Raw genomic sequence first — 24832 nt, forward strand, 5'->3', positions numbered from 1 at the left:
ATGACAAAAAAATTCTTATTCACCCTAAGCCTTCTGAGCTTAACCTTCATCAGCTGGGCTCAAATTTTAAAACCAGTAAGTTGGTCTTTTTCAACAGAGGCTATTAATGACAAAGAAGCTTATGTAGTTGCAACAGCTAAAATTGATAAGGGCTGGCATGTGTATTCTTTAAATATTGAAGAAGGCGGGCCTATTGCCACATCATTAACGTTAAGCCCTAGCAAAAGCTATGCGCTAGTGGGTAAAGCCACAGAAGCGCCAGAAGCTGAAAAAGCTTTTGACCCAAATTTTAACATGAACATTGCTTGGCATGAAGACCGAGCTGTTTTTAAACAAAAAGTTAAACTTAACACCCAAGAAGTAACTATAAATGGCGTTTTAGAATTTATGGTTTGTAATGATAAGCAATGTCTTCCGCCAGAGGAAATAACGTTTAAAGTTACAGCCTCATTAGCAGGTAAAGCCATTGCAAATACATTGGCAACGCCAACAACTACTCCAGCTACTGATAGCATAAGTACAGCAATATCCGCAATAACAGATAGCGCTGTTATCGATACTACTTCTCAGCAAGTTCTTGTTAATGCTATTGATATAGAACCTTTAGCACAAGAAGAGCAAAGTTTATGGGCTATCTTTTTAGCAGGTTTTATTGGTGGCTTTTTGGCTCTTATTATGCCATGTATTTTCCCTATGCTGCCTTTAACTGTTAGCTTTTTCACCAAAAAAGCAGGTAGCAGAGCAAAAGCAGTTACACAGGCTGGCTTATATGGCCTTTTTATTATTGTTATTTATGTAGTATTAGGTTTATTGGTTACTATAATTTTTGGTTCCGATGCTTTAAATGAAATGGCCAGCAATGGCATTTTCAACTTTGTATTTTTCTTGATGCTGGTGATATTTGCCATCTCTTTCTTTGGTGCATTTGAGCTTACCTTACCATCATCATGGGTAAATAAAGTTGATGAAAAATCAGATAAAGGAGGCTTAGCAGGATTATTCTTCATGGCATTTGCCTTGGCTTTAGTTTCTTTTTCTTGTACAGGCCCAATTATAGGGACTTTATTGGTACAAGCTGCCTCTATGGGAGAATTGATGGGCCCTGCCATAGGTATGTTTGGTTTCTCGCTTGCTTTAGCTATACCATTTACACTTTTTGCAGCTTTCCCATCCTTACTTAAATCTTTACCAAAATCTGGCGGATGGCTAAACAGCGTAAAAGTTGTTTTAGGTTTTATTGAGCTTGCTTTAGCCTTCAAATTCTTATCAAATGTAGATTTAGCTTACCATTGGGATATCTTAGACCGCGAAGTTTTTTTAGTACTTTGGATTGTTATTTTCGCATTATTAGGATTGTATCTTTTAGGGAAAATTAAATTCTCGCATGATAGCGATTTACCCTTTGTAAGTGTCCCTCGTTTATTTTTAAGCATTATAGTATTCTCTTTTACCCTTTACATGGTACCTGGTTTATGGGGTGCTCCACTAAAAGCCATTAGTGCTTGGTTACCGCCGCAAACCACTCAAGATTTTGACCTTTACACAAATAGCTTATCTTCGCCCTCTGAAAAAAGTAATGTAGCTAAAAAATACGCTGGCTTATTTGAAGCGCCGCATCATTTAGATGCCTTTTTTGATTATGAAGAAGGTATGGCATATGCGAAAAGTGTTAATAAACCAGTTCTTATAGATTTTACAGGACATAGCTGTGTAAATTGCCGTAAAATGGAAGCTAGTGTTTGGAGTGACCCTGAGGTATTAAACATCCTGAAAAAGGATTACGTTTTGATTTCACTTTACGTGGATGATAAAACAGCTTTACCAGAAGCAGAACAATACACTTCTACTTTTTCTGGCAAAAAAGTTAAAACTTTAGGCAATAAATGGAGCGATTTTCAAGCATCAAAATTTAAAGTAAACTCACAGCCTTATTATGTTATTGTGAATGATAAAGAAGAGCTACTTACCAAACCAGAGGCTTTTAACTTAGATATCAGTAACTATATCAGATTTCTTAATGAAGGGAAATCTAACTATCAAAACAAAAATTAAATGACAAATACCATCAAAAAAATAGGCGTTTTTACATCTGGAGGCGATTCACCAGGTATGAATGCAGCAATTAGAGCTGTAGTACGTACCGCTTTATATCATAATATAGAAGTTGTTGGTATTAGAAGAGGCTATGAGGGGATGATTAATGCCGAGTTTCAGGATATGGACCGTAAATCTGTTGCTAACATTATCCAGCGTGGCGGAACCATTTTAAAAACAGCCAGAAGTCAGGCTTTTTTAACTCCAGAAGGTAGACAGATTGCTTACAATAACCTAAAAAAAATAAATGTTGATGCTTTAGTTGCCATTGGTGGCGATGGTACTTTTACAGGTGCTAAAGTATTTGGCGAAGAGTTTGACATGCCAATTTTAGGCTTGCCAGGCACTATTGATAACGATTTATTTGGTACAGATTTTACCATTGGTTATGATACGGCTATCAATACCGTAATTAATGCGGTAGATAAAATTAGAGATACGGCAGAATCTCATGACCGTTTATTTATTGTAGAGGTAATGGGCAGAGATTGCGGTTTAATTGCACTAAGAAGCGGCATTGGTGTAGGTGCAGAATCTATTTTAATACCAGAAACTAAAACAGACATTAACGCTATTATCCATAGATTAGAGATTAGTAGAAAAGACAAATCTTCTAAAATTATTATGGTTGCCGAAGGTGATGACGCTGGTGGCGCTTTTGAAGTAGCAGAAATTATCAAAGCTCGTTTCCCTAATTATGACACCAAAGTTTCTATACTAGGGCACATCCAACGTGGCGGATCACCAACTTGTATGGATAGAGTTTTAGCAAGCCGTGTTGGCGTTGCAGCTGTTGAAGGTTTACTAAATGGCGAAAGAAGTCAAATGGTTGGTTTAATACACGGAAAAATTGCTTTTACATCTTTTGAACAAGCTATTAAACACCATGTTGAGGTAAATGAAAACCTATTAAAAATTGTAGAAGTTCTTTCTCTATAGCATAAGAAAATCATCATCAAAAAAGCCGTAAGATTGTACATCCTACGGCTTTTTTATGTTTTAAATATTTCTGTTTAGTTGGATACAAACTTTAACCCAATAATAGAACCTATAAGGGTGATGATAAAAAATATCCTCCAGAAAGTAGCAGGCTCTTTAAAGATAAAAATGCCCACCAATACAGTTCCTACAGCACCAACACCTGTCCAAACGGCGTAAGCAGTGCCAATGGGTAAAGTTTTGGTTGCCAAATACAGTAAGTACATACTGATAGATAGGCAAAGAAAAAAGCCCCCTATCCACCATAAAGCAACATTTCCTGATGTTTCTTTCGCCTTCCCTAAACAAGATGCAAAACCAACTTCAAATAAACCTGCAATAACTAATAAAAGCCAATTCATGCTTATTTTACTTTTGCTACTTTGATAAATCCTATAAAATCTGTTAGAATTTGTAAAGCCTCTAGCTGCATAAAATCAAATGTTTCTTCTTTTGCAGGTTTAGATTCGCCTTTCTTTAAAGCTGGCAAACCTCTGCTAACTCTTCTGGCATTTTCTTGCGCAAAACTTTTTTGCTCTAGGCTTTCACGTTGCTTTTTAAGTGCTTCTTCGTTTAAAGGAACAGAGTTTTCTTTATCTCTTCTTTTAAATTCTTCAATATCTTCTAACAAAAACTTAAATTCCTGACTGGTTTTCATTCTTTGTTGATGCATTGCTTTAAGCGAGCTAATATCTTTACTTAAGTCTTTAATTTTTGTGTAATTACTACTCTTAATTTCATCCCAAGGTAAGGCGGCAGGTTCTGCACTTTCGCCGTATTTATCCGCAGGGAAAATAGCCGGAAACTCGATATCTGGCGTTACACCTTTATGTTGCGTTGAGCTTCCGCTAACGCGATAAAATTTACCTGTTGTAAGGTTAATTTGACCACCTTTCTCGCCCAAATTAGGGTTTACCCTACGCATATCAATAGCAGATTGTACTGTACCCTTACCGTAGGTGGTATTACCTATTACAATACCACGACCGTAATCTTGTATAGCACCTGCAAAAATTTCTGATGCTGAGGCACTAAACCTATCTACCATTACTGCCAACGGACCATCCCATACTACACTTGGGTTATCATCGCTATCTACTTCTACTTTATTTCTTAAATCTCTAACCTGTACCACAGGGCCAGTAGTAATAAATAAGCCCGTTAAATCTATAGCTTCTACTAATGAGCCCCCACCGTTTGTTCTTAAATCTATCACTACAGCATCAACATTTTGTTGTTTTAAGCTGTCTAAAAGTAATTTCACGTCTCTTGTGGTTGATTTATAATTGGGGTCACCGGCTTGCATAGCTTTCCAATCTGCATAAAAAGCTGGAATTTCTATAATACCATATTTATAGCTTTTACCATCTCTGGTAACGGTTTTAATTGATTTTTTTGCAGATTGATCTTCTAATATAATTTTCTCTCGAACCATTTCTACAATTTTTGGCTTGGCAGACATGTCTTGCTCTTTAGACAAGATTTTCAGACGAACAATAGTACCTTTCTTACCTCTAATTAATGAAATGGCATTGTCTAATCTCCAACCAATAACATCTACAAACTCTTCATTACCTTGCGCTACACCAATAATCTTATCATCAATTTTTAATTGCTTGCTTTTATCTGCTGGGCCACCGGTAACAATGCTTTTAATGGTTACAAATTCGTTTTCTGATGATAAAGTTGCTCCAATACCTTCTAAAGATCTAGACATATCGATATTAAAATTGGCAGCGTTTGTCGGATTAAAATAACTGGTATGCGGGTCTATAGACTCGGTAAAGGCCGTCATAATTACCTGAAAAGCATCTTGATTATTGATTTTTGAAGATTGTGTAATTAAGTTCTCATAACGCTTCTTCAAAGATGATTTTATTGCCGTATCTGCTTTCTGTGTAAGTTTCAGATTTAAATAATCATACTTTACTTTTTTTATCCAATTGGCATCACTTTCTGCCATGTCTTTAAACCAAGGAGATTTTTCGCGACTAAACAAATAATCTTCTTTCTTAGTAAAATCAAAATTATTATTTAGGTTTTTGATAGAGAAAGTCATCCTTTCATTATACCTCTTTTGGTATACATTAAACATGTAAAAAGGTGCTGTTAAGTCGCCAGCTTTTAAATCATCATCAAAATTAGATCTAAACTGAGCGAACTCCGCAATATCAGCAGCTAAAAAATAATTACGATTAGGATCTAAACTTTTTAAGTAGTTATCATAAATAACACCACCTAAAGAATCATTCAAACTCAACTTTTTATAATTGAAACTGGTAACCAGCTCGGCAATTTCTTTGGTAATTAAAGCTTGCTGCTCATCAGGTTTTAGGTTGTTAGAACCCGGAACATCTTTTATAATTCTAGGTGTTGCGGTACAAGCTACGGTAGCCGCTATTAAAATCCCCGAAAAAACTCTTCTTAACATATCTTTTATCTTTTCAAATCCCGTGAGAGAAGTATTCATTACAACGTATTTTTTTGCAAAATAATGCTTTAAAGCTAAACAAAAAACATAGAATACAAAGCCTGACAATAAAAGGAAAAAACTATCATATCTACTTTAAATTTTAGCTTAAAACTGGTTAATATGCTATCTTGTACGATATTTGTTATCCATCTAAAAAAATAAAAAATTGGCTATAACAGACCCTTTAGCAGAGCGGATGCGCCCTACTTCATTAGACAGTTATACTGGGCAACAACATTTGGTTGGTCAGGGAGCTGTTTTGCGTAAAGCTTTAGAAAATGGAAATATCCCAAGCATGATATTTTGGGGTCCGCCAGGGGTAGGTAAAACTACCCTAGCTTATATCATTTCTAAAAGTTTAGATAGACCTTTTTTCTCTTTAAGCGCTATCAATTCTGGTGTTAAAGATGTGAGGGATGTGATAGAAAAAGCCGCCCAATACAAAAAAGGAGGTATTGTACCGGTTTTGTTTATTGATGAGATTCACAGGTTTTCAAAATCTCAGCAAGATTCTTTATTGGGTGCAGTAGAACGTGGCTTGGTTACTTTGGTGGGCGCTACTACAGAGAACCCTTCTTTTGAAGTCATATCGGCTTTACTTTCTAGATGCCAGGTTTATATTCTTAAAAATTTAACTGAGGATGATTTGCTTCAGCTCTTGAAAAGGGCTTTAGAAAATGATGAAATTTTAAAAACCAAACATGTTGATTTAAAAGAAACAGAAGCTTTATTTAGATTATCAGGAGGCGACGGTAGGCGACTGCTAAATGTTTTTGAATTGGTGATAAATGCTGCCGAAGATGATAAAATAAGCATCACCAATGAATTTGTATTGAAGCATGTACAACAAAACATGGCTTTGTATGATAAAACTGGCGAACAACATTATGACATCATATCGGCCTTTATCAAGTCTATCCGCGGAAGCGACCCTAACGCAGCTGTTTATTGGCTAGCCCGTATGATTGAGGGGGCGAAGACCCTTCTTTTATTGCCAGAAGATTACTGATTTTAGCCTCAGAAGATATTAGTAATGCTAATCCTAATGCTTTGTTATTGGCCAATAATTGTTTTCAAGCAGTAAATGTGATAGGCTGGCCCGAGTCTAGAATTATCCTCTCACAAACGGTTACTTATTTGGCAAGCTCGGCCAAAAGCAACGCTTCTTACGAAGCTATTGGTAAAGCACAGCAATTGGTTAAACAAACTGGAGATTTAACTGTGCCTTTACACCTCAGAAATGCACCAACTAAACTGATGAAAAACATTGGCTATGGCGAAGATTATAAATACGCCCATGCTTATGAAGGTAATTTTGCTGAGCAAGAATTTTTCCCCGAAGAGTTAAGTGGAACTACGCTTTATGACCCTCAAAACAACCCGGCAGAAATCAAGATTAAAGAACGCTTAAAAAGCTTGTGGAATAAACGCTATAAGTATTAAACATTATTGATAATTTTGCTAGCGCAAAACTGCCCGACTAGTGAAAAAGAGATTGAAAAGAAGTTACCGCGTTGCTAAATATGTTGTTTATAAACAAACCATTATAGACCCCATTGACCATTTTTGGACTTTTATAGGTGCTTTTTTGGGTATTGCTACCATAGGTTTTTTTCATAACCAAAAGTTTAACGATTTAGATAATGTTTTCCTGATAGGTTCTTTTGGTGCATCGGCGGTATTGGTTTTTGGTGCAACTAATAGTCCGTTGGCACAACCTAGAAACTTGGTTGGCGGGCATCTTTTATCAGCCGTTATAGGCGTGGTTATTTATAAACTTTTGCCAGATCAAATCTGGATTTCATCAGCCTTAGCTGTAGCCCTATCTATAGTGGCTATGCAAATGACTAAAACCATGCACCCGCCTGGTGGGGCAACGGCGTTAATTGCTATTATTGGCTCTGAAAGGATAAAAGACCTCGGTTTTAGCTATATTATTTCTCCGGTTTTAAGCGGTATTATCATTTTATTATTGATAGCCTTAATTGTTAACAACATCCCGAAAGGAAGAAATTACCCTTATAAACATTAAAATTTTAGGCTTTTTCTTCCCAAATAAGTGCCAAATGAATAATGGTTCTTACGGCTGCTTCCATATCCTGAACGCTAACCCATTCTTGCTTGCTATGGAAAGCATGTTCGCCTGCAAAAATATTTGGGCAAGGCAAACCCATAAAAGATAAACGAGAACCATCTGTACCACCTCTAATACTTTGGGCTTTAGGTTTTATCCCCGCTCTTTGGATGGCTTCTAAAGCATAATCACTCACTTTAGGATATTGTGCAATGATGTTTTTCATGTTACGATATTGCTCCTTTACTGTAAAAGTTACTTGAGCAGAAGGGTAGTTTTCTACTACTTTTAAAGAGATTTTCTTTACCAATTCCTCATACGTTAGTAGCATGCTATCATCAAAATCGCGGATAATAAATTCTATCACAGCTTCTTCAACTTCGCCTTTTATAGCTACGGGATGAATAAAACCTTGTTTACCACTGGTATGCTCAGGCGATAAATTTTTGGGTAATGCCGCTACGATATCGGCCGCTATTTTAATGGCGCTTTCCATTTTGTTTTTTGCAAAACCAGGATGAGCACTTACGCCTTGAATATGAACTGTCATGCCATCGGCAGAGAAAGTTTCATCTTCAAAAGAACCCAAAGTTTCACCATCAATGGTATAACCAAAATCAGCTTTAAGCTTAGCTAAATTTACATGGTCTACCCCCCTTCCAATTTCTTCATCGGGGGTAAATAAAACTTTAATTTCACCATGTTTAAGTTCTGGATGATTGACTAAAAAGTTAACTGCATCCATAATTTCAGCAAGGCCAGCTTTATTATCGGCACCTAGCAAAGTTTTTCCACTTGCCGTGATGATATCATTTCCAATTTGATGAGTTAAATCTGGATGTTCAGTCATTTTTAAGATAACCGAAGCATCATCAGGCAAAATAATATCTTCACCTTGATAATTTTTATGGATAATAGGTTTTACATTTTCGCCAGAGCAATCTGGAGAAGTATCCATGTGCGAGCAGAAAAATATAACCGGAACTTGCTTATCTGTATTAGAAGGGATACTGGCGTATACATAACCATTTTCATCCATTTCTGCATCTTGAAGACCTATTTCTTGTAATTCTTTAACCAATAATCTCCCAAGATTTTTCTGTTTTGCTGTAGATGGAACGGTTTCAGAATAAGGATTAGATTGTGTATCTATTTGAACGTATCTTAAAAATCGCTCTATAACTTGATAGCGTATATCCATTTTCATGATTTATATTTTGATAAGCCAATTTTTTGCAATATTTTTAACCTGATTGCAAAAAGCAGTATATCTGGTTACATTGCATAAAAGTATGATTTAAGATTCAAAACAATACTTTGAAAAAGATATTAACAATCATTTTACTTCTGAGTTCTCTTTCTGGTTTTTCCCAAGCTAACTATTTTCAGTTTGGAATAGGTTTACAAGGAGGAATTAGCACTGCTTATACTGGTTTAAGTTATGAAGGTGCTATGGTAATAAGCAATCCAGATGCAGATAAAAAATTAGGCACTAATAAATCTAGAACTTTTGGAGGCTCTTTGGATTATTATGTCACTCCGTTTATATCAGCAGGTTTGGAGTATAATATGGTACAGCTTAAAGACGGACCAGACCAATATAACAGACAATTTATTTCCGATTTCTCAAATATAGAACTAAGAGGTAATATAGCCGCTGGCCAGTTTTTTGATTATTCTTATAATCCGCTTATTTATGCTTTAAGAAATGTTAACCTTTCTTTAGGTATTGGAATGCTAAGTGGGAAAAATAATGTTGCAGAATACACAGAAACAGACAAATATCCTAGAAGACAACATGCAAATGATTTAGGTCAAAGCAAATTCAATACTGTACTAAATTTACCCATGACCATTGGCTACAGGTTTAATGTTTATGACGCTTATAATGTAGCTTTCTTACAAGTAGGCATCAATTACAAAATGGTTTTCACCTTTTCTGATGATATTGATGGTTTTAATGATAACCCAGCTATGTTCCAAAACAACTCTAAAGATGCCTACACAACTTTAGGTTTCTCTGTTAAGTATTTATTTGGACCAACAAAAATATTCTACAGGTAATTTTCATGAACATTGAAAGTTTAAGAAATTACTGCCTTAGTCTAAAAGGCACTACCGAGTCTTTCCCTTTCGGGGATGATACCTTGGTTTTTAAAATCGTAAACAAAGTATTTTTATTAGCTAGTTTAACAGAGCCTTGCAGCTTTAACGTAAAATGCGACCCAGAAAAAGCTATACAACTTAGAGAAAGTTTTAGCGAAGTTATACCCGGCTACCACATGAATAAAAAACATTGGAATACGGTTTATTACAACGGCAGCCTTTCTGATAAACAACTTACAGAAATGATAGACCATTCTTACCAATTGGTTCTAAAAAGTTTACCCAAAAAACAACAAGAAGAAATTAATAATCTTTAAATTACAGCATGTTAGATATCTTAAATGAAACGCCTGTAGCGGCCATCATATTTATTTTTACCATTGTTACCAGTATTTATGCTTTTAATAACGACGCTGTTTATGGTAAGTTTATGCTTCATCCATACAGTGTTGCAAAAGGAAAAAATTTATACCAACTTATTAGCAGTGGTTTTATCCATAAAGATTGGTCGCACCTGATATTTAACATGCTTTCTTATTATTTCTTTGCCTTTAACCTAGAAAAAATAATGGGGCATTGGCAATTTGGCTTATTGTATATGGTGAGTTTAATTTTAAGCGATTTACCAACCGTACAAAGGCATAAAGACCATTTCTGGTATAACAGCTTAGGCGCATCAGGTGCAGTTTGCGCTGTGGTTTTTAGTTTTATCGTTTTTGCGCCGCTAACCAAGATGATTATTTTCCCGCTGCCTATCCCAATACCAGCAGTTATTTATGGTTTCTTGTTTTTAATTTATACCTCGTATGCCGGTAGAAGATCTAATGATGGCATTAACCACGATGCCCATTTTTATGGTGCTATAACAGGAGTTTTAATTACCATTATTTTATACCCAAGAGCTATTGCTCATTTTATAAATAGTATATCGGCAGGTTTAGCCTCTTAAGTGAGTAAATAATAACTTGCTGCGGCAGCGCTTAATTGCATAGTAAGATTATCTAAACCATGGCTGCTAAAAGCCTCAACTAAAGTGGCTATAAAAGCACAAACCATGGCGTAAACTATTGCGCTATGCAATTGATACCCATAAAAGCGGTATATTAAAAAACAAATAAGTGCGCTTACTATAAAAATAGCTAAAGAACCTTCATAAGTTCTGGTAGCTTTTATACCAAACATACTTGGCACTTGATAAGAGTGCTTCCCCCATCTAGAGCCCACAGGTTCGCCAATAGCATCGCCCCAGCCACCTACCAAATAACCTATAAAAGCAAAACCAGGGAAAAATAAATTACTTAAAACACCGCCAATAGCTGTAGCAAATAAAGGTATGATAATGAATCTATCAGCATGAGGTTCATCTTTCTCTCTGGCTAATGCCTGATAGAAAAAACTGCTTTTACCCTTTAGAACGGCAAATATCACCCAAAGAAAAACGATAACACCCATTAAAACGGCTGCTGGCAACCCATAAAAGACTTGTAAAACGGCTGCCGCAGTAAAGATGAGGAAATGATAAATTTTACGTGAATAGGCTGTTTTGATATTGAACTTAGCTTTAAGTACAGAAACCAATAAAACAGCTAAAGCAACATAAGCAAATAGGTATAATCCCAAATGATAAATTAAATCTAATGATGGGATAAATTTTTCTATATCTGGTACATTCATAAATAGGCTATACCATTAAAGATAGAAATTATAGCTCGTTATTTTGATAAATTAATCTCTTCTGCCTTTATAAGTTCCTCATTTTCATTGAAAAGATAGCTTACTGGCCTTTCGGGATTTTTAATAATCTCTAGTAAAAGGAAATTCCAACGCTTCCAAAAATTCTCTAAAACTTGGCCGTAAGTTTTATTGTTCCATAAATCAAAAACTGGTTTTGCTTGCATGCCTCTTAAAGGCATCGCTTCTATATGAAACTCGTCTTCTACAGGCATAATATGGTATTCTGGCAACCTGTTAAACAAATAAGCCGAATAAAAAATCTTAGCACATAACTCTTCAAACTGAATAGGATGCAACTTAGCTCCTTCAATTTTCTCCCAAAGCTCTTCGTGGTATTTTTTATTAGCACCATTATCTTGTAAACAAAGGATGATACCAAAATCTTGCATTCTTAAAGAAAAAGTAAGCGTATTAATTTCATCACGATAGGAGAACTCTTCTTCGGCATTTTCTACTTCGCATATCCAGATACTCCAAGGTTTAAAGCCTTCTAATTTAACTGGCTTAATAACGGCCTGCAACATGCTGTGCAACATGCTAAACTTATGTATAAGCCCCTGCGACATGTGAAACTGCTCTCCGCTGGCTTGCTGCTGTCTTACGGCAATTTGCAATTCTTTGAAAATAATGCCATATACCGTTTTAGCAACCCACAAAAAAAGCTGTTGCTCATCTAATGCAGAAACCGCCTTATATCCATTTAAAAAAGCATTCTCAATAGTACTTTCTAATTTTTCAAAAGCCTCTGCTGTTTTTACGCTACACGGAATTTTAATATCAGCGTAGCTTACCATGCTTTCATCTAAAAGCTTAAATGGCCTTTCATCTAACTTGTATTTCCCAATAAGCCAAGGTGCAAAAACATTTAAGGTTTCTTCTGTTGAGTTGAGTTTATCCCCGCTAAGGAAACAAACAGAAGACTCAAATCGCATTCTTTGAAAAGGTTGGTACAATGGCTCTTGCATGCTGCAAAAATACAAAGCACACTTTAATTAATACTTACCCATACTAATTATTACAAAAAGCTGTTATTATTCATCATCTGTTCATACAGAATGGCTAAATTTGCGACAAATATTGTGGGTTTTGGAGGTACAGGAACAAAAATCAATTTATACATTACAATTTTCATTAGTTTGCCTAAGCTCCTTTCTCTTCTCGGCCAGCTTTAACATGCTTTTACCAGAACTACCTTCTTATTTAAGTAGCTTGGGTGGTGCAGAGTATAAAGGATTAATCATCGCCTTGTTTACCTTAACAGCCGGAATATCAAGACCTTTTAGTGGAAAATTAACAGACAAAATTGGCCGAATCCCTATTATGGCGGTGGGCTCTTTGGTTTGTTTCGTTTGCGGGTTTTTATATCCCATTTTAACTAGCGTTGCCGGATTTTTATTTCTAAGATTGATACATGGTTTCTCTACAGGTTTTAAACCTACCGCAACAGCGGCTTACGTGGCAGATTTAGTTCCCTCAACCCGATGGGGAGAAGCTATGGGTATACATGGTTTAGCTTTTAGCACAGGTATGGCTATTGGACCAGCTATTGGTAGCGCTATTACCTTGTATTATGCTATTGATATTCTATTTTACTGCTCTTCTTTATTCGCGTTACTTTCTATCCTGATTTTGTTTAATATGAAAGAAACTTTAACTACTAAAGAGGCTTTCAAGTGGACTTTCATGACCATCAATAAATCAGAAATTATAAACAAACAAGCCATGCCTGTATTTTGGGTAACGCTTTTTAGTTATGTAAGCTATGGCGCTTTAATAACGCTTATCCCCGATTGGAGTGGGCATATTGGAATCAAAAACAAAGGTTTGTTCTTTATGGTATTTACCATTGCGTCTTTATTAATGAGGTTTATTGCAGGTAAAGTTTCTGACCAATATGGCCGTAAACCAGTCTTAAGAGTTTCTATTATCTTACTTTGCGTATCGCTTACTTGGCTAGCCACATGGCAAACAACTATGGGTTTCATTACAGGTTCTATCATTTATGGTATGGCAACTGGTATGTTCTCTCCTGCTATTTCTGCTTGGGCTATTGATTTAAGTGATGATGATAAACGCGGAAAATCTGTAGCCACCATGTATATTGCCTTAGAAGCAGGTATTGGCTTGGGCGCTCTTTTTGCCGGCTGGTTTTTTAGAGATATCATCTCTAGAGTTCCCTTGGTATTTTATGGTGCTGCATTTTGTAATTTCTTAGCCTTACTTTATTTATTGGCTTATATGAAAAAGAGCGAAAAGTAATCTAACCGTCGTAATTTCCGTTATCAGTTTAAAATTATGCTTCATGCGCAACAATAATTTAAGGCTTATATTTGTTCATTGGCAAATCAAAAAAATCTTTAAGCAAAAGATATACATGAAGAAAATAATATGTTTAATAAGCTTAGCGCTGAGTTTTTCTTTACTTCAAGCACAAACTAAAGTCCCTTATATCAGTACCGTAAATGCCACTAACCGCTGGGTAGATTCTGTTTTTAAAAAACTTACCCGTAACGAGAAAATTGGTCAATTATTTATGGTAAGAGCACATACCAATTTAGGGAAAGCTTATTCAGATTCTGTTGCTAAAGTTATTGCCAAACAACATTTAGGTGGGGTAGTATTTTTTCAAGGTGGCCCAAAAAGACAGGCTTTACTAAGCAACCAATACCAAAGTTTATCTAAAAAAGTGCCTTTAATGATAGCTCAAGATGCCGAGTGGGGCTTGGGAATGCGCTTAGATAGCACTTTATCTTATCCTTATCAAATGACATTAGGCGCTATCCAAAACAATAATTTAATTTATAAAATGGGGCAAATGGTAGCCAAAGATTTAAAACGCTTAGGTGTTCATATCAATTTTGCCCCGGTTATGGATGTTAATAACAACCCTAGAAATCCGGTAATTAACTACCGCTCTTTTGGCGAAAATAAATATAACGTTGCCAATAAAAGCATTGCCTATATGAAGGGTATGCAAGATGCTGGCTTATTTACAACCGCTAAACACTTCCCAGGTCATGGCGATACTGATGTTGATTCTCATTACGATTTACCCTTATTATCTTTCAGCAAACAAAGGCTAGACTCGTTAGAAATGTATCCATTTAAACAAGCTATAGCCGCAGGTTTAAACGGTGTAATGGTAGCGCATATGAGTATCCCAGCCTTAGATAATACTAAAAATCTGCCTTCAACACTTTCTAAGCCCATCATTACCAATCTGCTTAAAAATGATTTAAACTTTAAAGGATTGGTTTTTTCTGACGCCATGGATATGAAAGGCGTAGTTAAATTTTTCCCTAATGGCGAAGCCGATGTAAAAGCTATTATAGCGGGTTTAGATGTGATAGAACTTTCTCAGGATTCTGAAAAAGCTATCCATCTCATTCGGAAATCCATCAGAAAACACCAATTAACTTGGGATGATATTGACCAAAAAGTAAAACGCATTTTGGCTGCTAAATACTGGATGAACTTACACCAATACCAAGCCGTAGACACTACAAAACTTGTGGAGGCTTTGAATAGCGCAGAATCTAAAGTTCTAGTACAAGAACTAACAGATGCTGCTGTAACAGTGTTAAAAGGTTCTGAAAACTTCCCTATTGCAACAGATTTTGTTAGGAAAATGGCTATACTAAGTATTGGGCCAAAAGACCCAACAACTTTTTCAGAAACCATGAAACGCTTTTTCCCTGATGCTACTTTATTCATCATCCCAAAAGATATCAGCCTAAAAGAATTAGAAACCGTAAAAACAGAAATAGCAAAATTTGGACAGCTTGTAATGGCTATTCACGATACCAGATTACGCCCAGCTGGCACTTTAGATTATCAAAATAATTTAAAGCTGTTTATTGCTGATATGACCAAATTTAACCCCATTACAGTAGTTTTTGCAAACCCATATACTTTAGCCGGTTTACCCGGAATAGAGCAGTCTAAAGCCTTGGTACTAGGTTATCAAAACAGTAAAGAAATGCAATCTTCTGCTGCAAGGGTCATTTTAGGAAAACTAAACGCTAAAGGGAAACTACCTGTTACCATAAATGCTTACTATAAATTTGGTGCTGGCGAGGTAAAATAAACCCTAAGCAAACATTTTGGCTTAGTTTTAATTCTTCTATACGAATGAGCCCGGGAGAAAAAATCATAAGCAATTGGTATAAGCAAAAAAAGTGGCAGCAATTTGCTTTTCAACAAGAAATGATGGATGCCTATTTAAAAGGCTATTCTGGCTTGTTAAATGCTCCAACAGGTAGTGGTAAAACTTTTGCCTTGTTTTTGCCTTTTTTGGCAGATTATATCAATCAATATCCAAACGATTACCAAAGCAGAAAAAATAATGGTTTGTTAATGTTATGGATAACACCATTGAGAGCCTTAACGAATGATATCCAAAAGGCCATGCAAACTGTGGTTGATGATTTGGGAATCCCTTGGAAAATTGCCGCCCGCACTGGCGATACCAGTAGTGCCGATAAGCAAGCCATCAAAAGGAAACCACCAGAAGTTTTATTAACCACACCAGAGAGCTTACACCTCATGCTGGCTCAAAAAGATTATCCCAAAACTTTTGAAAAAATAAATGTGGTTGTAACCGATGAATGGCATGAACTCTTAGGCACAAAACGCGGTGTACAAATGGAGTTAGGTTTAAGTAGGTTGAAAGGATTGATGTCGAGAGACGCAAGACCGAAGACCGATGATAAGCCCGGCTTTCCAACTTCTCACTTCGGTCATCAAACTTTAAAAATTTGGGGTATAAGCGCCACTATTGGTAATCTTGAAGAAGCTGCACAAGTGCTTTTAGGCGTTAACTTCCCTAAAGAGCAGCAAAAAATGGTGAAAGCTGACATTGATAAAAATCTCGTTATCACTTCTATCATCCCTCAAAACATAGAAAATTATAGTTGGAGCGGGCATATTGGCTTAAAGCTGCTTCCCGAGGTGATGGAGATCGTAGCCCAAAGCAAAACCACACTCATTTTCACCAATACCAGAGCGCAATCAGAAATATGGTATCAGGCTATATTAGATAAATATCCGGAGTATGCTGGTATCATGGCCATGCACCATGGTTCTTTAGATAACGATTTACGCAATTGGGTAGAGCAAGCTTTACATGCCGAGATTTTAAAAGTAGTGGTGTGTACTTCCAGTTTAGATTTGGGTGTAGATTTTAGACCCGTTGATACCATTATACAAATTGGTAGCCCTAAAGGAGTAGCCCGTTTTATGCAAAGAGCAGGCAGAAGTGGGCATCATCCAGGTGCAACTTCCAAAGCTTGGTTTGTGCCCACGCATTCTTTAGAATTATTAGAAGGCGCTGCACTTAAACATGCCATCAAACAAAAAACTTTTGAGAGCAGAGACCCCATTATTTTAGCTTTTGATGTTCTTATCCAATACTTGGTTACTCTGGCTGTTTCTGATGGCTTTAGAGCCGATGAAATTTATAAAGAAGTAAAAAGCACTTTCGCTTACGCTGATATTTTACCTCAGGAATTTGATGATTTGCTAGATTTTATCAGCAAAGGAGGTAAAACACTCTCCCAGTACGATGAGTATTTAAAAGTAGAATACGAAAACGGTTTGTATAAAGTAAACAACCGTAGAATAGCCATGCGACATCGTTTAAGTATGGGAACCATCACCAGCGAAATAAGCATGCGGGTAAAATTTCAAAGCGGCGGCAGTTTAGGCACTGTTGAAGAAGGCTTTATTGCTAAACTTAAAATAGGCGATAATTTTTGGTTTGCAGGCAGAAACTTAGAATTGGTGCGTGTAAAAGACATGACAGCCTATGTTAAAAAATCAACTAAAAAGAAGGGAGCTATAGCTACTTGGCTAGGGGGTAGAATGCCATTATCGTCGCAACTATCAGCTGTTTTTAGAGAGAAACTTGATGAGGTAGCCTTAGGTGTAGAAGAAGACGAAGAAATTATTGCTTTACGTCCGCTTTTTACCCAACAAAACTCTTTATCACATTTGCCTCAAAAAACCGAGTTTCTTATTGAAAAATTAGAAACCCGAGATGGACACCATTTATTCTTTTACCCTTTTGAAGGCAGGTTGGTACATGAAGGTATGGCATCTTTATTAGGTTTTAGATTATCAAAACTTAAAAATGCTAGCTTTTCTATAGCCATGAATGATTATGGTTTTGAGTTATTAACCGATGATGAAGTACTACTAGAAAAAGCCTTGGAAAACAATTTATTTAGCGATAAAAATTTAATAGACGATATACAAAACAGCCTCAATGCAAATGAAATGGCCCGCAGAAGATTTAGAGATATTGCACATATTTCTGGTTTAATTTTTACGGGTTTCCCGGGCAAGCCTATGAAAAACAAACATCTGCAATCTTCAACATCCTTATTGTTTGATGTATTTAGCGAATACGAAAAGGATAATTTATTAATTAGGCAAGCTTATAACGAGGCTTTAGCTTTCCAACTAGAAGAGTTTAGGTTAAGAGAAGCTTTACAGCGGATACAAAAACAAAAAATTGTGCTTAAAGAAATGGCACAACCTAGTCCTTTTGCTTTCCCTATTATGGTAGATAGGCTGAGAGAAAAAATGAGTACCGAGTCTTTAGAAGAAAGAGTGGCTAAAATGGTAGAAAGATTAAATTAATAAACCGTAATCATATCCAATTTATAATCTTTACCTACTCTTTTCTTTGGTTTACTTGGGTAAAACATATTTACAGTGATGATACTAGCCGGAAAAATTGCTGCCACTGCGCTAAAAGCTGTAATAGCTGGGTTTACATCTAAACTTTCTGTTAAAGCAATTGCCGAACCTCCTAAAACAGCATAGCTTAATAAAAATACGCCCAAAGTACCACCAAAATCACTTTTTTGTATGGCTGTAATATCTTTTACATTTAAAGCTAAATTATCTTTTGCGCCTTTCCTTATCTTTAGAAAAACAGTTTCTTTACTGATAGAATCTATCAAACCCCTTAAACCAGCCTCTTCACCTTTAAATTTATGCTCTAAATTTAGCTTATTTCTTGGGTAAGCTATCCTTACCATTTCACCCGCTTTTATCACAGTAGTTTTATTATTCTGGTGTGTAATCAGGATTTCATGTCTTTGAGAAAAAACTGTAGCAGAGCACATTAAAGCAAAAAGCGTTAAAAGAAGGCATTTCAAATTCATACAATAAAGGTAAAGAGAATTTTAAACGTAACACAGTAAAATAAAAAATTGATTACTAGCAAAATAGAATTTTAAATCTTACATTTGCGTCCCTTTACGTGTAAAGGGATATTGCAAAAATTTAATGTATTAAAAATGGCAACTAAAATTAGATTACAAAGACACGGTAAAAAAGGAAAACCGTTCTACTACATCGTAGTAGCAGATTCAAGAGCACCAAGAGATGGTAGATTTATTGAAAGAATAGGTTCTTACAATCCAAACACCAATCCAGCTACAATTGACTTGAATTTTGATCAAGCTGTTAAATGGGTTACTAGCGGTGCTACACCTACAGATACAGCTAAGGCTATCTTATCTTACAAAGGTGTACTTTACAAAAAACACTTAAACGGTGGTGTAATTAAAGGCGCTCTTACACAAGAGCAAGCTGATGCAAAATTTGCAGAGTGGTTACAAGGCAAAGAAGGTAAAATCGAAGCTAAAAAAGCAGGTTTAGTATCTAAAAAAGAAGAAACTAAGAAAGCTGCTTTGGTAGAAGAAGCTAAGAAAAGAGAAGCTATTGAGGCTGCAATTGCTGCTAAAAATGCTCCTGTTGAAGAAGCAGCTCCAGAAGTAGAAGAGGAAGCAGCATCAGAAGATGTAGCTGTTGAAGCTTCTGCAGAGGAAACTGAAACTCCTACAGCAGAATAATATTATTTTCTTTTAACAAGAAAGGGTGATTTGAATATTCAAATCACCCTTTCTTGTTTATGGGATACTTTGGTTATTAATTTACAAGCCTTCGCTTATATTTCTACTTAGCCTCTTCTTTAGCTTTCTTTCTAAAATAGCCTCTTAATAAAAAGTTGTGCTGTAAAGCTTCCAAATCTTCATCTAGCTTTTGGCTGCTGGTTTCTAAATTTCTCATAATTACTTTAAGCTGCTCGGCAGTTTGCTTATCATTTAACAATACACCTAAAGCATTATCATGAGCATTTAATTTTGCGGATGCTACTTTTAAATTCTCTGTAAGTTTAGAAGCTGCCGCTGCTGTTTGTTGAAACTCATTTACCGATGATTGTAATTTTGCAAATACAGCTGTATCGGTAAAAAGTTTATCGGCCAAGCCTCCTTTGGTATTCATTTTTGCAGTAAAACTATTAAGCTCTTTAGCCATTTTGTTGGTAGAAGCAGCTGTAGTCTCTAAATTAGCCACCATAGCTTTAAAATCTTTAGCAATTTGCTCATCGGCTAATAAAGCCCCGGCAGCACCTTTTCCTTCTACTAAGTTTCTAGCAAGAATCTTAAAATCTGAAGTAATATCTACCAAGTTCTTGTTATTGGTTTGAAGAGTCTTCATCATATCATCGGTAGATAAAGTTTTGTTAACCTGTAGTCTATCGCCATCCTCAACAAAAGGAAAACTAGGCGAACCTCCATCAATCACAATAATCTTGTTGCCTATCAAACCATCAGAGTTAATACTGGCTTTAGCATCTTTATGGATGTATTGGTGAGCCACTTCCTCTATACTTAAAAAAACCTGAACCTGCGAAGTTCCATAAAACTGAATTTTTTTAATGGTACCTACCTTAACGCCAGAGAACCATACGTTGTTCCCTACTTTTAACCCTTGAATATCATCAAAAACAACATTTACGGTAAAAGATTTTACGAAAGTTTTCTTCTGCCCTCCTAAAGTTAATATCCCGATAAGGAAAATGGCTAGGCCAAGAAAAATAAATATTCCAACGGTTACACCGCGTTTTCTGTCTGTTATTTCAGTCATTTTTACTCTATAAAATTATATTCATAGAAAGATTTAACTCTTTCATCATCTGTATTAAAAACTTCTTCAAAGGTGCCTACTTGGTTAAAATGGCCATCAAGAAGCATGGTTATACGATCACCTGTTTGCTTGGCACAAGTAAGATCATGGGTAATGATAATAGAACTGGTATGATACCTTTCTTGTACCTCGTTTATTAAACCATTAATTTCTAAGCATGTTATAGGGTCTAAACCAGCTGTTGGTTCATCATACAACATAATTTTAGGTTGTAATATCAAAGTACGAGCAATACCAATGCGCTTTCTTTGTCCTCCAGATAATTCAGAAGGCATTTGATTAATGGTTTGCCCTAAACTTACCGCATCTAAAACGGTTTCAACGGCATAATCTTTCTCCTTTTTAGTCAGATTTTTACGATTTCTCACCAAAGGAAATTCTAGATTCTCTCTCACCGTCATACTATCATAAAGAGCGCTATTCTGGAAAGAAAAACCTATATGTATTCTCAGTTCTTGTAATTCTTTTTCTTTTAATTGGCTTACTTCTTTACCCAAAACTTCTACCGTACCGCTATCCTGTTTCAGTAGACCCGATATAATTTTAATCAAGACAGATTTACCTGTTCCTGATTTACCTAATACCACAAGGTTTTCTCTTTCATACAAATCCAGATGAACACCTTTAAGCACATGGTAATCTCCAAAAGATTTATTTAAATCTCTGATGGTAATTACTTTATCTCTTTCTTCCGGATGCTCTATTCTGTTATTCTTATGCATTATGTACGGAATAAAAACGTGATTTGCGTTGCCAATACTTCTTCAATAAACACTAAAAACATACCAATAACTACCGATGAATTTGCTGCTTTACCTACACCTTCTGTACCTTTTGATGAGTTAAAACCTTGGTAACAACCAACCATACCAATGGTAAACCCAAAAAGGATAGCCTTTACAGTAGACGCAATAATATCAAGAAAAGTTATAGACTCTAAAGACGATGAAATAAAACCGCTAAAGCTCGTATCTTCAAACATGGCTACGTTTACAAAACTACCCAATAAACCTACCAAAGCTGTGTAAAATGTTAAAATAGGAATAGCGATAGTGGTTGCTAAAACTCTGGTTACCACTAAAAACTTAAACGGGTTGGTAGCAGAAACCTCCATAGCATCTATCTGCTCGGTTACTTTCATAGAACCTAACTCGGCACCAATACTAGAGCCCACTTTACCTGCCGATATTAAAGCGGTTAACAAAGGAGCTAATGTTCTCAATAAAGCAATACCAACCAAAGATGGCAACCATGATGTTGCCCCAAACTCTGCCAAAGATGGTCTGGATTGTTTGGTAAAAACAATACCGGTTATAAATCCTGTTAAAGATATTAAGGCTAAAGAGCGGTAACCAACTTGGTAACATTGACGCATAATTTCTTTACCCTCATAAGGCGGTAGAAGTACTTCTTTGAAGAATTTCATCACGAACTGATATACTAAATACAGTTCGTAAAACATGCTATGTAATTTTTGTACGAAACGAGATTTTGGTGCTTCCAATTATTCTAATTCAATTAAGCTGCGTAAAAGTATAGAATTATATCAAAAATGATGCTAAAGAGATGAAAACATAACAATTAAATCACAAAATATGGAAGTGTTGCTTTTAAGTTTAAGCTCAGGCACCTTTACATAAAGCCTTTGCTGATAGCTATATACACCCATTAGCGTAATTTATTTGCTAGAAATTTAGCATAGGCTAATAAATCCGGCTGTTTTTTTACTTTTGTAAGCAAAGGAAAAGATATGTCAGAGGAAAAATCATTAAATTTTATTGAAGAGATTATAGAAGAAGATCTTAGAAATGGCAAGCATGGTGGCAGAGTTTTAACACGTTTCCCTCCAGAGCCTAATGGCTATTTACATATTGGTCATGCTAAATCTATCTGCTTAAATTTTGGAATAGCCAAAAAATACAATGGCGCTACCAACCTTAGATTTGATGATACCAACCCCCTTACAGAAGATACTGAATATGTAGAAAGTATAAAGGAAGATGTAAAATGGTTAGGTTTTGATTGGAAAGAAGAGCTTTATTCTTCTGATTATTTTGACCAATTATATGATTTTGCGGTTGCCCTGATAAAAAAAGGATTAGCTTACGTAGATGATAGTACAGCAGAAGAAATTGCTGCTGGAAAAGGCACACCTACAGAAGCAGGAACTGCAAATATTTACAGAAGTAGATCTATAGAAGAAAATTTACAGCTTTTTGAAGAAATGAAAGCTGGTAAATATCCTGATGGTGCCAAAGTTTTAAGAGCTAAAATTGATTTAGCAAACCCAAACATGCACCTGCGTGACCCTTTGATGTACAGGATAAAACATGCGCATCATCATCGTACTGGTGATAAATGGTGTATTTACCCAATGTATGATTTTGCACACGGGCAATCTGATGCTATTGAGGAAATTACCCACTCTGTTTGTACACTAGAGTTTATTCCACACCGCCCATTATACGAGTGGTTTATAGCGCAATTGGATATTTTCCCATCAAAACAGTATGAATTTGCTCGTTTAAACATGAGCTATACCGTTATGAGTAAGCGAAAATTGATGCAGTTGGTAAACAACCAGATTGTTGCCGGTTGGGACGACCCGCGTATGCCTACCATTAGTGGTTTAAGAAGACGAGGTTTTACACCAGCATCTATCCGCAATTTTTGCGAAAGAATAGGCGTAGCTAAAAGAGACAACTTCATTGATTTTAGTTTGCTAGAGTTCTTTATCCGTGAAGATTTAAATAAAACATCGTGGAGAAGAATGGCTGTTCTTGACCCTATAAAAATGGTAATTACCAATTATCCTGATGGGCAAGAAGAAATTTTACACGGAGAAAATAACCCAGAAGTTGAAGGCCATGATGGTGAAAGAGCTATACCATTTAGCAAAGAGCTATGGATAGAGCGTGAAGATTTTATGGAAGAACCTCCAAAGAAATTCTTTAGACTTGGTGTAGGTTTAATGTGCCGTTTAAAAAATGCTTATATCGTACAATGTGATGATTTTGTTAAAGATGCAGATGGAAATGTAACTGAAATTCATTGTACTTATTTCCCTAACTCAAAATCTGGTGAAGATACATCAGGGTTAAAAGTAAAAGGAACCATGCATTGGGTAAGTGTAAAACACGCTAAAACTGCCGAAGTAAGGTTATATGACAGGCTATTTAAAGTAGAACAACCAGACGCTGAAGATGGTGACTTTAAAGATTATATGAATCCAGAAAGTTTAGTTGTGGTTAAAAACGCCTATATAGAACCAGATTTAACATTAGCTATTGAGCAATTACAAGAACACCCTGACAGAAGATACCAATTTATTAGAAAAGGTTATTTCTGTTTAGATAAAGAAGCTACAGCAGAACACCTCATTTTTAACAGAACTGTTGGTTTAAAAGATAGCTGGGCCAAAGAAGCCAATAAATAATCATAAAAACTAAGTATAAAGTGTGTAAATCAGCATACTTTATACTTTATACTTTATACTTTATTAATACTTCTTATACAGGTTATAAAGTATACATCTATCCCAAGTAGAAAGAATAGGAAATAAATCTGTCTTGGTAAAATGTCTTTTAAAAGCTACTATTGCGGCAGCCATATCAGTGGTATCATAACCAATTCTTTTTAAAGCAGCTTCTTCATCAAAATTTACAGGTGGTGGCATATCTGGTAAATCATACCATAAACCAAACCCATTCTTAGCTAAAACATCCCATGGAAATAATATACTTGGATCTGCCTTTCTTTTAGGTGCAATATCACCATGTCCAATAAAATTTGCTGTTGGGATATTATAATCCTTTTTAAGTTTAGCTAAAAGCAATAACAATGTATTTATTTGTGCCTCGGCAAAAGGTTCTCTACCATTATTATCTAACTCAATACCAATAGAGCAAGAATTCATATCGGTAATATTACCCCATTTACCAGCGCCAGCATGCCATGCTCTTAGCTCATCATTTAACATCTGTACTAAAAAACCATCTCTACTTATCACATAATGTGCACTTACTTGGGTGCTTTCCATGGTAAAGGTTTTAATGGTTTGCGCTAAAGAGTCTTGTGCGGTATGATGTATAATAACATAAAAAGGCTTACGAGCGCCAAAATTTACCGTAGGTATATAGGCAGATGGAATAGCATTACCTGCTGAATCTAATACCGTAGGTGCAGGGTTTACCACAATACTAGCGGTAACCTCTTCCATTTTTGCAGTTTGTATTTTTTCTGCTTGCTTGTATGGTTTTGGAGAGCAAGAGATAAATATGATGGCTGAAAAGAAAATGACTAAATACTTCATATGCTTAAAAAACGCGTAAATATAACATTTAGCTGTTTTATGTTTAATTATTTCGATT

Annotated in this window: 21 protein-coding genes and 1 pseudogene; 12 read left to right on the forward strand and 10 right to left on the reverse strand. The window is 35.8% G+C overall.

Going from position 1 to position 24832, the window contains the following annotated elements; translation table 11 throughout:
• The gene (locus tag FYC62_RS12605; protein WP_149075193.1) at positions 1 to 2052 is read left to right on the forward strand and encodes a protein-disulfide reductase DsbD family protein; all 2052 of its coding nucleotides are present in this window, start codon (positions 1 to 3) and stop codon (positions 2050 to 2052) included.
• Positions 2053 to 3033: a 6-phosphofructokinase gene (gene pfkA, locus FYC62_RS12610; RefSeq protein ID WP_149075194.1), complete on the forward strand. Its 981-nt coding sequence runs from the start codon at positions 2053 to 2055 to the stop codon at positions 3031 to 3033.
• A 74-nt stretch (positions 3034 to 3107) separates the two neighbouring features.
• On the opposite strand, the gene FYC62_RS12615 is transcribed toward pfkA, so the two are convergent.
• The gene (locus FYC62_RS12615) at positions 3108 to 3434 is read right to left on the reverse strand and encodes a DMT family transporter (RefSeq protein WP_039450869.1); all 327 of its coding nucleotides are present in this window, start codon (positions 3432 to 3434) and stop codon (positions 3108 to 3110) included.
• 2 nt (positions 3435 to 3436) lie between these two features.
• A complete protein-coding gene (locus tag FYC62_RS12620) occupies positions 3437 to 5542 on the reverse strand; it encodes a carboxy terminal-processing peptidase (protein ID WP_240534726.1) in 2106 nt (701 codons plus the stop codon).
• A gap of 169 nt (positions 5543 to 5711) precedes the next feature.
• On the opposite strand from FYC62_RS12620, the pseudogene FYC62_RS12625 reads away from it, so the two are divergent.
• Positions 5712 to 6988: pseudogene (locus FYC62_RS12625) on the forward strand (replication-associated recombination protein A).
• A gap of 40 nt (positions 6989 to 7028) precedes the next feature.
• Positions 7029 to 7577, forward strand: a complete 549-nt coding sequence (locus FYC62_RS12630) for an HPP family protein (protein WP_149075195.1) — start codon at positions 7029 to 7031, stop codon at positions 7575 to 7577.
• A 4-nt stretch (positions 7578 to 7581) separates the two neighbouring features.
• Here the strand turns inward: FYC62_RS12630 and pepT are convergent, their stop codons facing one another.
• Positions 7582 to 8820: a peptidase T gene (pepT, locus tag FYC62_RS12635; protein WP_149075918.1), complete on the reverse strand. Its 1239-nt coding sequence runs from the start codon at positions 8818 to 8820 to the stop codon at positions 7582 to 7584.
• 116 nt (positions 8821 to 8936) lie between these two features.
• Between pepT and FYC62_RS12640 the strand changes: the two genes are divergently transcribed.
• The 3 genes from FYC62_RS12640 to FYC62_RS12650 are packed head-to-tail and all read left to right on the forward strand — an operon-like array spanning position 8937 to position 10674.
• Positions 8937 to 9683 (forward strand): hypothetical protein, encoded by a 747-nt coding sequence (locus FYC62_RS12640; RefSeq protein WP_149075196.1) that lies wholly within the window; start codon positions 8937 to 8939, stop codon positions 9681 to 9683.
• Positions 9684 to 9688: 5 nt separating this feature from the next.
• Complete coding sequence (locus FYC62_RS12645) at positions 9689 to 10042, forward strand: MmcQ/YjbR family DNA-binding protein (protein WP_039450864.1); 354 nt, start codon at positions 9689 to 9691, stop codon at positions 10040 to 10042.
• An 8-nt stretch (positions 10043 to 10050) separates the two neighbouring features.
• Positions 10051 to 10674 (forward strand): rhomboid family intramembrane serine protease, encoded by a 624-nt coding sequence (locus FYC62_RS12650; protein ID WP_039450862.1) that lies wholly within the window; start codon positions 10051 to 10053, stop codon positions 10672 to 10674.
• Here FYC62_RS12650 and FYC62_RS12655 read toward each other — a convergent pair.
• Both FYC62_RS12655 and FYC62_RS12660 read right to left on the reverse strand, forming a co-directional pair.
• The gene (locus FYC62_RS12655) at positions 10671 to 11399 is read right to left on the reverse strand and encodes a diacylglycerol/polyprenol kinase family protein (protein WP_149075197.1); all 729 of its coding nucleotides are present in this window, start codon (positions 11397 to 11399) and stop codon (positions 10671 to 10673) included. The genes FYC62_RS12650 and FYC62_RS12655 overlap by 4 nt on opposite strands.
• Positions 11400 to 11437: 38 nt before the next feature.
• Complete coding sequence (locus tag FYC62_RS12660) at positions 11438 to 12424, reverse strand: hypothetical protein (protein ID WP_149075198.1); 987 nt, start codon at positions 12422 to 12424, stop codon at positions 11438 to 11440.
• 208 nt (positions 12425 to 12632) lie between these two features.
• On the opposite strand from FYC62_RS12660, the gene FYC62_RS12665 reads away from it, so the two are divergent.
• The 3 genes from FYC62_RS12665 to FYC62_RS12675 all read left to right on the forward strand — a co-directional run bounded on the left by FYC62_RS12665 (position 12633) and on the right by FYC62_RS12675 (position 18101).
• Positions 12633 to 13718 carry an MFS transporter gene (locus FYC62_RS12665; RefSeq protein WP_240534727.1) on the forward strand — a complete coding sequence of 362 codons (1086 nt, stop codon included), beginning with the start codon at positions 12633 to 12635 and terminating at the stop codon, positions 13716 to 13718.
• Between the two features lie 115 nt (positions 13719 to 13833).
• Positions 13834 to 15546, forward strand: coding sequence for a glycoside hydrolase family 3 protein (locus FYC62_RS12670; protein WP_149075200.1), 1713 nt, complete (start codon positions 13834 to 13836; stop codon positions 15544 to 15546).
• Between the two features lie 44 nt (positions 15547 to 15590).
• Entirely contained in the window at positions 15591 to 18101 is a 2511-nt protein-coding gene (locus FYC62_RS12675; protein ID WP_149075201.1) for a ligase-associated DNA damage response DEXH box helicase, read from the forward strand.
• On the opposite strand, the gene FYC62_RS12680 is transcribed toward FYC62_RS12675, so the two are convergent.
• Positions 18098 to 18631, reverse strand: a complete 534-nt coding sequence (locus tag FYC62_RS12680) for a hypothetical protein (protein WP_149075202.1) — start codon at positions 18629 to 18631, stop codon at positions 18098 to 18100. The genes FYC62_RS12675 and FYC62_RS12680 overlap by 4 nt on opposite strands.
• Before the next feature lie 135 nt (positions 18632 to 18766).
• Between FYC62_RS12680 and FYC62_RS12685 the strand changes: the two genes are divergently transcribed.
• Positions 18767 to 19324, forward strand: coding sequence for a 30S ribosomal protein S16 (locus FYC62_RS12685; protein WP_149075203.1), 558 nt, complete (start codon positions 18767 to 18769; stop codon positions 19322 to 19324).
• A gap of 103 nt (positions 19325 to 19427) precedes the next feature.
• On the opposite strand, the gene FYC62_RS12690 is transcribed toward FYC62_RS12685, so the two are convergent.
• Genes FYC62_RS12690 through FYC62_RS12700 form a run of 3 tightly spaced genes read right to left on the reverse strand, consistent with a single transcriptional unit; the run spans position 19428 to position 21924 of the window.
• The gene (locus tag FYC62_RS12690) at positions 19428 to 20402 is read right to left on the reverse strand and encodes an MlaD family protein (protein WP_149075204.1); all 975 of its coding nucleotides are present in this window, start codon (positions 20400 to 20402) and stop codon (positions 19428 to 19430) included.
• Positions 20403 to 20404: 2 nt separating this feature from the next.
• The gene (locus tag FYC62_RS12695) at positions 20405 to 21184 is read right to left on the reverse strand and encodes an ABC transporter ATP-binding protein (RefSeq protein ID WP_039450847.1); all 780 of its coding nucleotides are present in this window, start codon (positions 21182 to 21184) and stop codon (positions 20405 to 20407) included.
• Positions 21184 to 21924 carry an MlaE family ABC transporter permease gene (locus tag FYC62_RS12700; RefSeq protein WP_052176854.1) on the reverse strand — a complete coding sequence of 247 codons (741 nt, stop codon included), beginning with the start codon at positions 21922 to 21924 and terminating at the stop codon, positions 21184 to 21186. The genes FYC62_RS12695 and FYC62_RS12700 overlap by 1 nt, the downstream gene beginning before the upstream one ends.
• Before the next feature lie 288 nt (positions 21925 to 22212).
• On the opposite strand from FYC62_RS12700, the gene FYC62_RS12705 reads away from it, so the two are divergent.
• The gene (locus FYC62_RS12705; protein WP_149075205.1) at positions 22213 to 23898 is read left to right on the forward strand and encodes a glutamine--tRNA ligase/YqeY domain fusion protein; all 1686 of its coding nucleotides are present in this window, start codon (positions 22213 to 22215) and stop codon (positions 23896 to 23898) included.
• Between the two features lie 63 nt (positions 23899 to 23961).
• Here FYC62_RS12705 and FYC62_RS12710 read toward each other — a convergent pair whose 3' ends face one another.
• On the reverse strand, positions 23962 to 24774 hold the full coding sequence (locus FYC62_RS12710) for an N-acetylmuramoyl-L-alanine amidase (RefSeq protein ID WP_149075206.1): 813 nt from the start codon (positions 24772 to 24774) through the stop codon (positions 23962 to 23964).
• Between the last annotated feature and the right edge of the window lie 58 nt (positions 24775 to 24832).

This window comes from Pedobacter aquae (genome assembly GCF_008195825.1).
GTDB classification, from domain to species: Bacteria; Bacteroidota; Bacteroidia; order Sphingobacteriales; family Sphingobacteriaceae; genus Pseudopedobacter; species Pseudopedobacter aquae.

What these genes read in the sequence shown, in the direction of transcription:
- FYC62_RS12605 (WP_149075193.1), top strand. Translation starts at nt 1, where the DNA reads ATGACAAAAAAATTCTTATTCACCCTAAGCCTTCTGAGCTTAACCTTC.
- pfkA (WP_149075194.1), top strand. Translation starts at nt 2,053, where the DNA reads ATGACAAATACCATCAAAAAAATAGGCGTTTTTACATCTGGAGGCGAT.
- FYC62_RS12615 (WP_039450869.1), bottom strand. Translation starts at nt 3,434, where the DNA reads ATGAATTGGCTTTTATTAGTTATTGCAGGTTTATTTGAAGTTGGTTTT.
- FYC62_RS12620 (WP_240534726.1), bottom strand. Translation starts at nt 5,542, where the DNA reads ATGAATACTTCTCTCACGGGATTTGAAAAGATAAAAGATATGTTAAGA.
- pepT (WP_149075918.1), bottom strand. Translation starts at nt 8,820, where the DNA reads ATGGATATACGCTATCAAGTTATAGAGCGATTTTTAAGATACGTTCAA.
- FYC62_RS12645 (WP_039450864.1), top strand. Translation starts at nt 9,689, where the DNA reads ATGAACATTGAAAGTTTAAGAAATTACTGCCTTAGTCTAAAAGGCACT.
- FYC62_RS12650 (WP_039450862.1), top strand. Translation starts at nt 10,051, where the DNA reads ATGTTAGATATCTTAAATGAAACGCCTGTAGCGGCCATCATATTTATT.
- FYC62_RS12655 (WP_149075197.1), bottom strand. Translation starts at nt 11,399, where the DNA reads ATGAATGTACCAGATATAGAAAAATTTATCCCATCATTAGATTTAATT.
- FYC62_RS12660 (WP_149075198.1), bottom strand. Translation starts at nt 12,424, where the DNA reads ATGCAAGAGCCATTGTACCAACCTTTTCAAAGAATGCGATTTGAGTCT.
- FYC62_RS12665 (WP_240534727.1), top strand. Translation starts at nt 12,633, where the DNA reads ATGCTTTTACCAGAACTACCTTCTTATTTAAGTAGCTTGGGTGGTGCA.
- FYC62_RS12670 (WP_149075200.1), top strand. Translation starts at nt 13,834, where the DNA reads ATGAAGAAAATAATATGTTTAATAAGCTTAGCGCTGAGTTTTTCTTTA.
- FYC62_RS12675 (WP_149075201.1), top strand. Translation starts at nt 15,591, where the DNA reads ATGAGCCCGGGAGAAAAAATCATAAGCAATTGGTATAAGCAAAAAAAG.
- FYC62_RS12680 (WP_149075202.1), bottom strand. Translation starts at nt 18,631, where the DNA reads ATGAATTTGAAATGCCTTCTTTTAACGCTTTTTGCTTTAATGTGCTCT.
- FYC62_RS12685 (WP_149075203.1), top strand. Translation starts at nt 18,767, where the DNA reads ATGGCAACTAAAATTAGATTACAAAGACACGGTAAAAAAGGAAAACCG.
- FYC62_RS12690 (WP_149075204.1), bottom strand. Translation starts at nt 20,402, where the DNA reads ATGACTGAAATAACAGACAGAAAACGCGGTGTAACCGTTGGAATATTT.
- FYC62_RS12695 (WP_039450847.1), bottom strand. Translation starts at nt 21,184, where the DNA reads ATGCATAAGAATAACAGAATAGAGCATCCGGAAGAAAGAGATAAAGTA.
- FYC62_RS12700 (WP_052176854.1), bottom strand. Translation starts at nt 21,924, where the DNA reads ATGTTTTACGAACTGTATTTAGTATATCAGTTCGTGATGAAATTCTTC.
- FYC62_RS12705 (WP_149075205.1), top strand. Translation starts at nt 22,213, where the DNA reads ATGTCAGAGGAAAAATCATTAAATTTTATTGAAGAGATTATAGAAGAA.
- FYC62_RS12710 (WP_149075206.1), bottom strand. Translation starts at nt 24,774, where the DNA reads ATGAAGTATTTAGTCATTTTCTTTTCAGCCATCATATTTATCTCTTGC.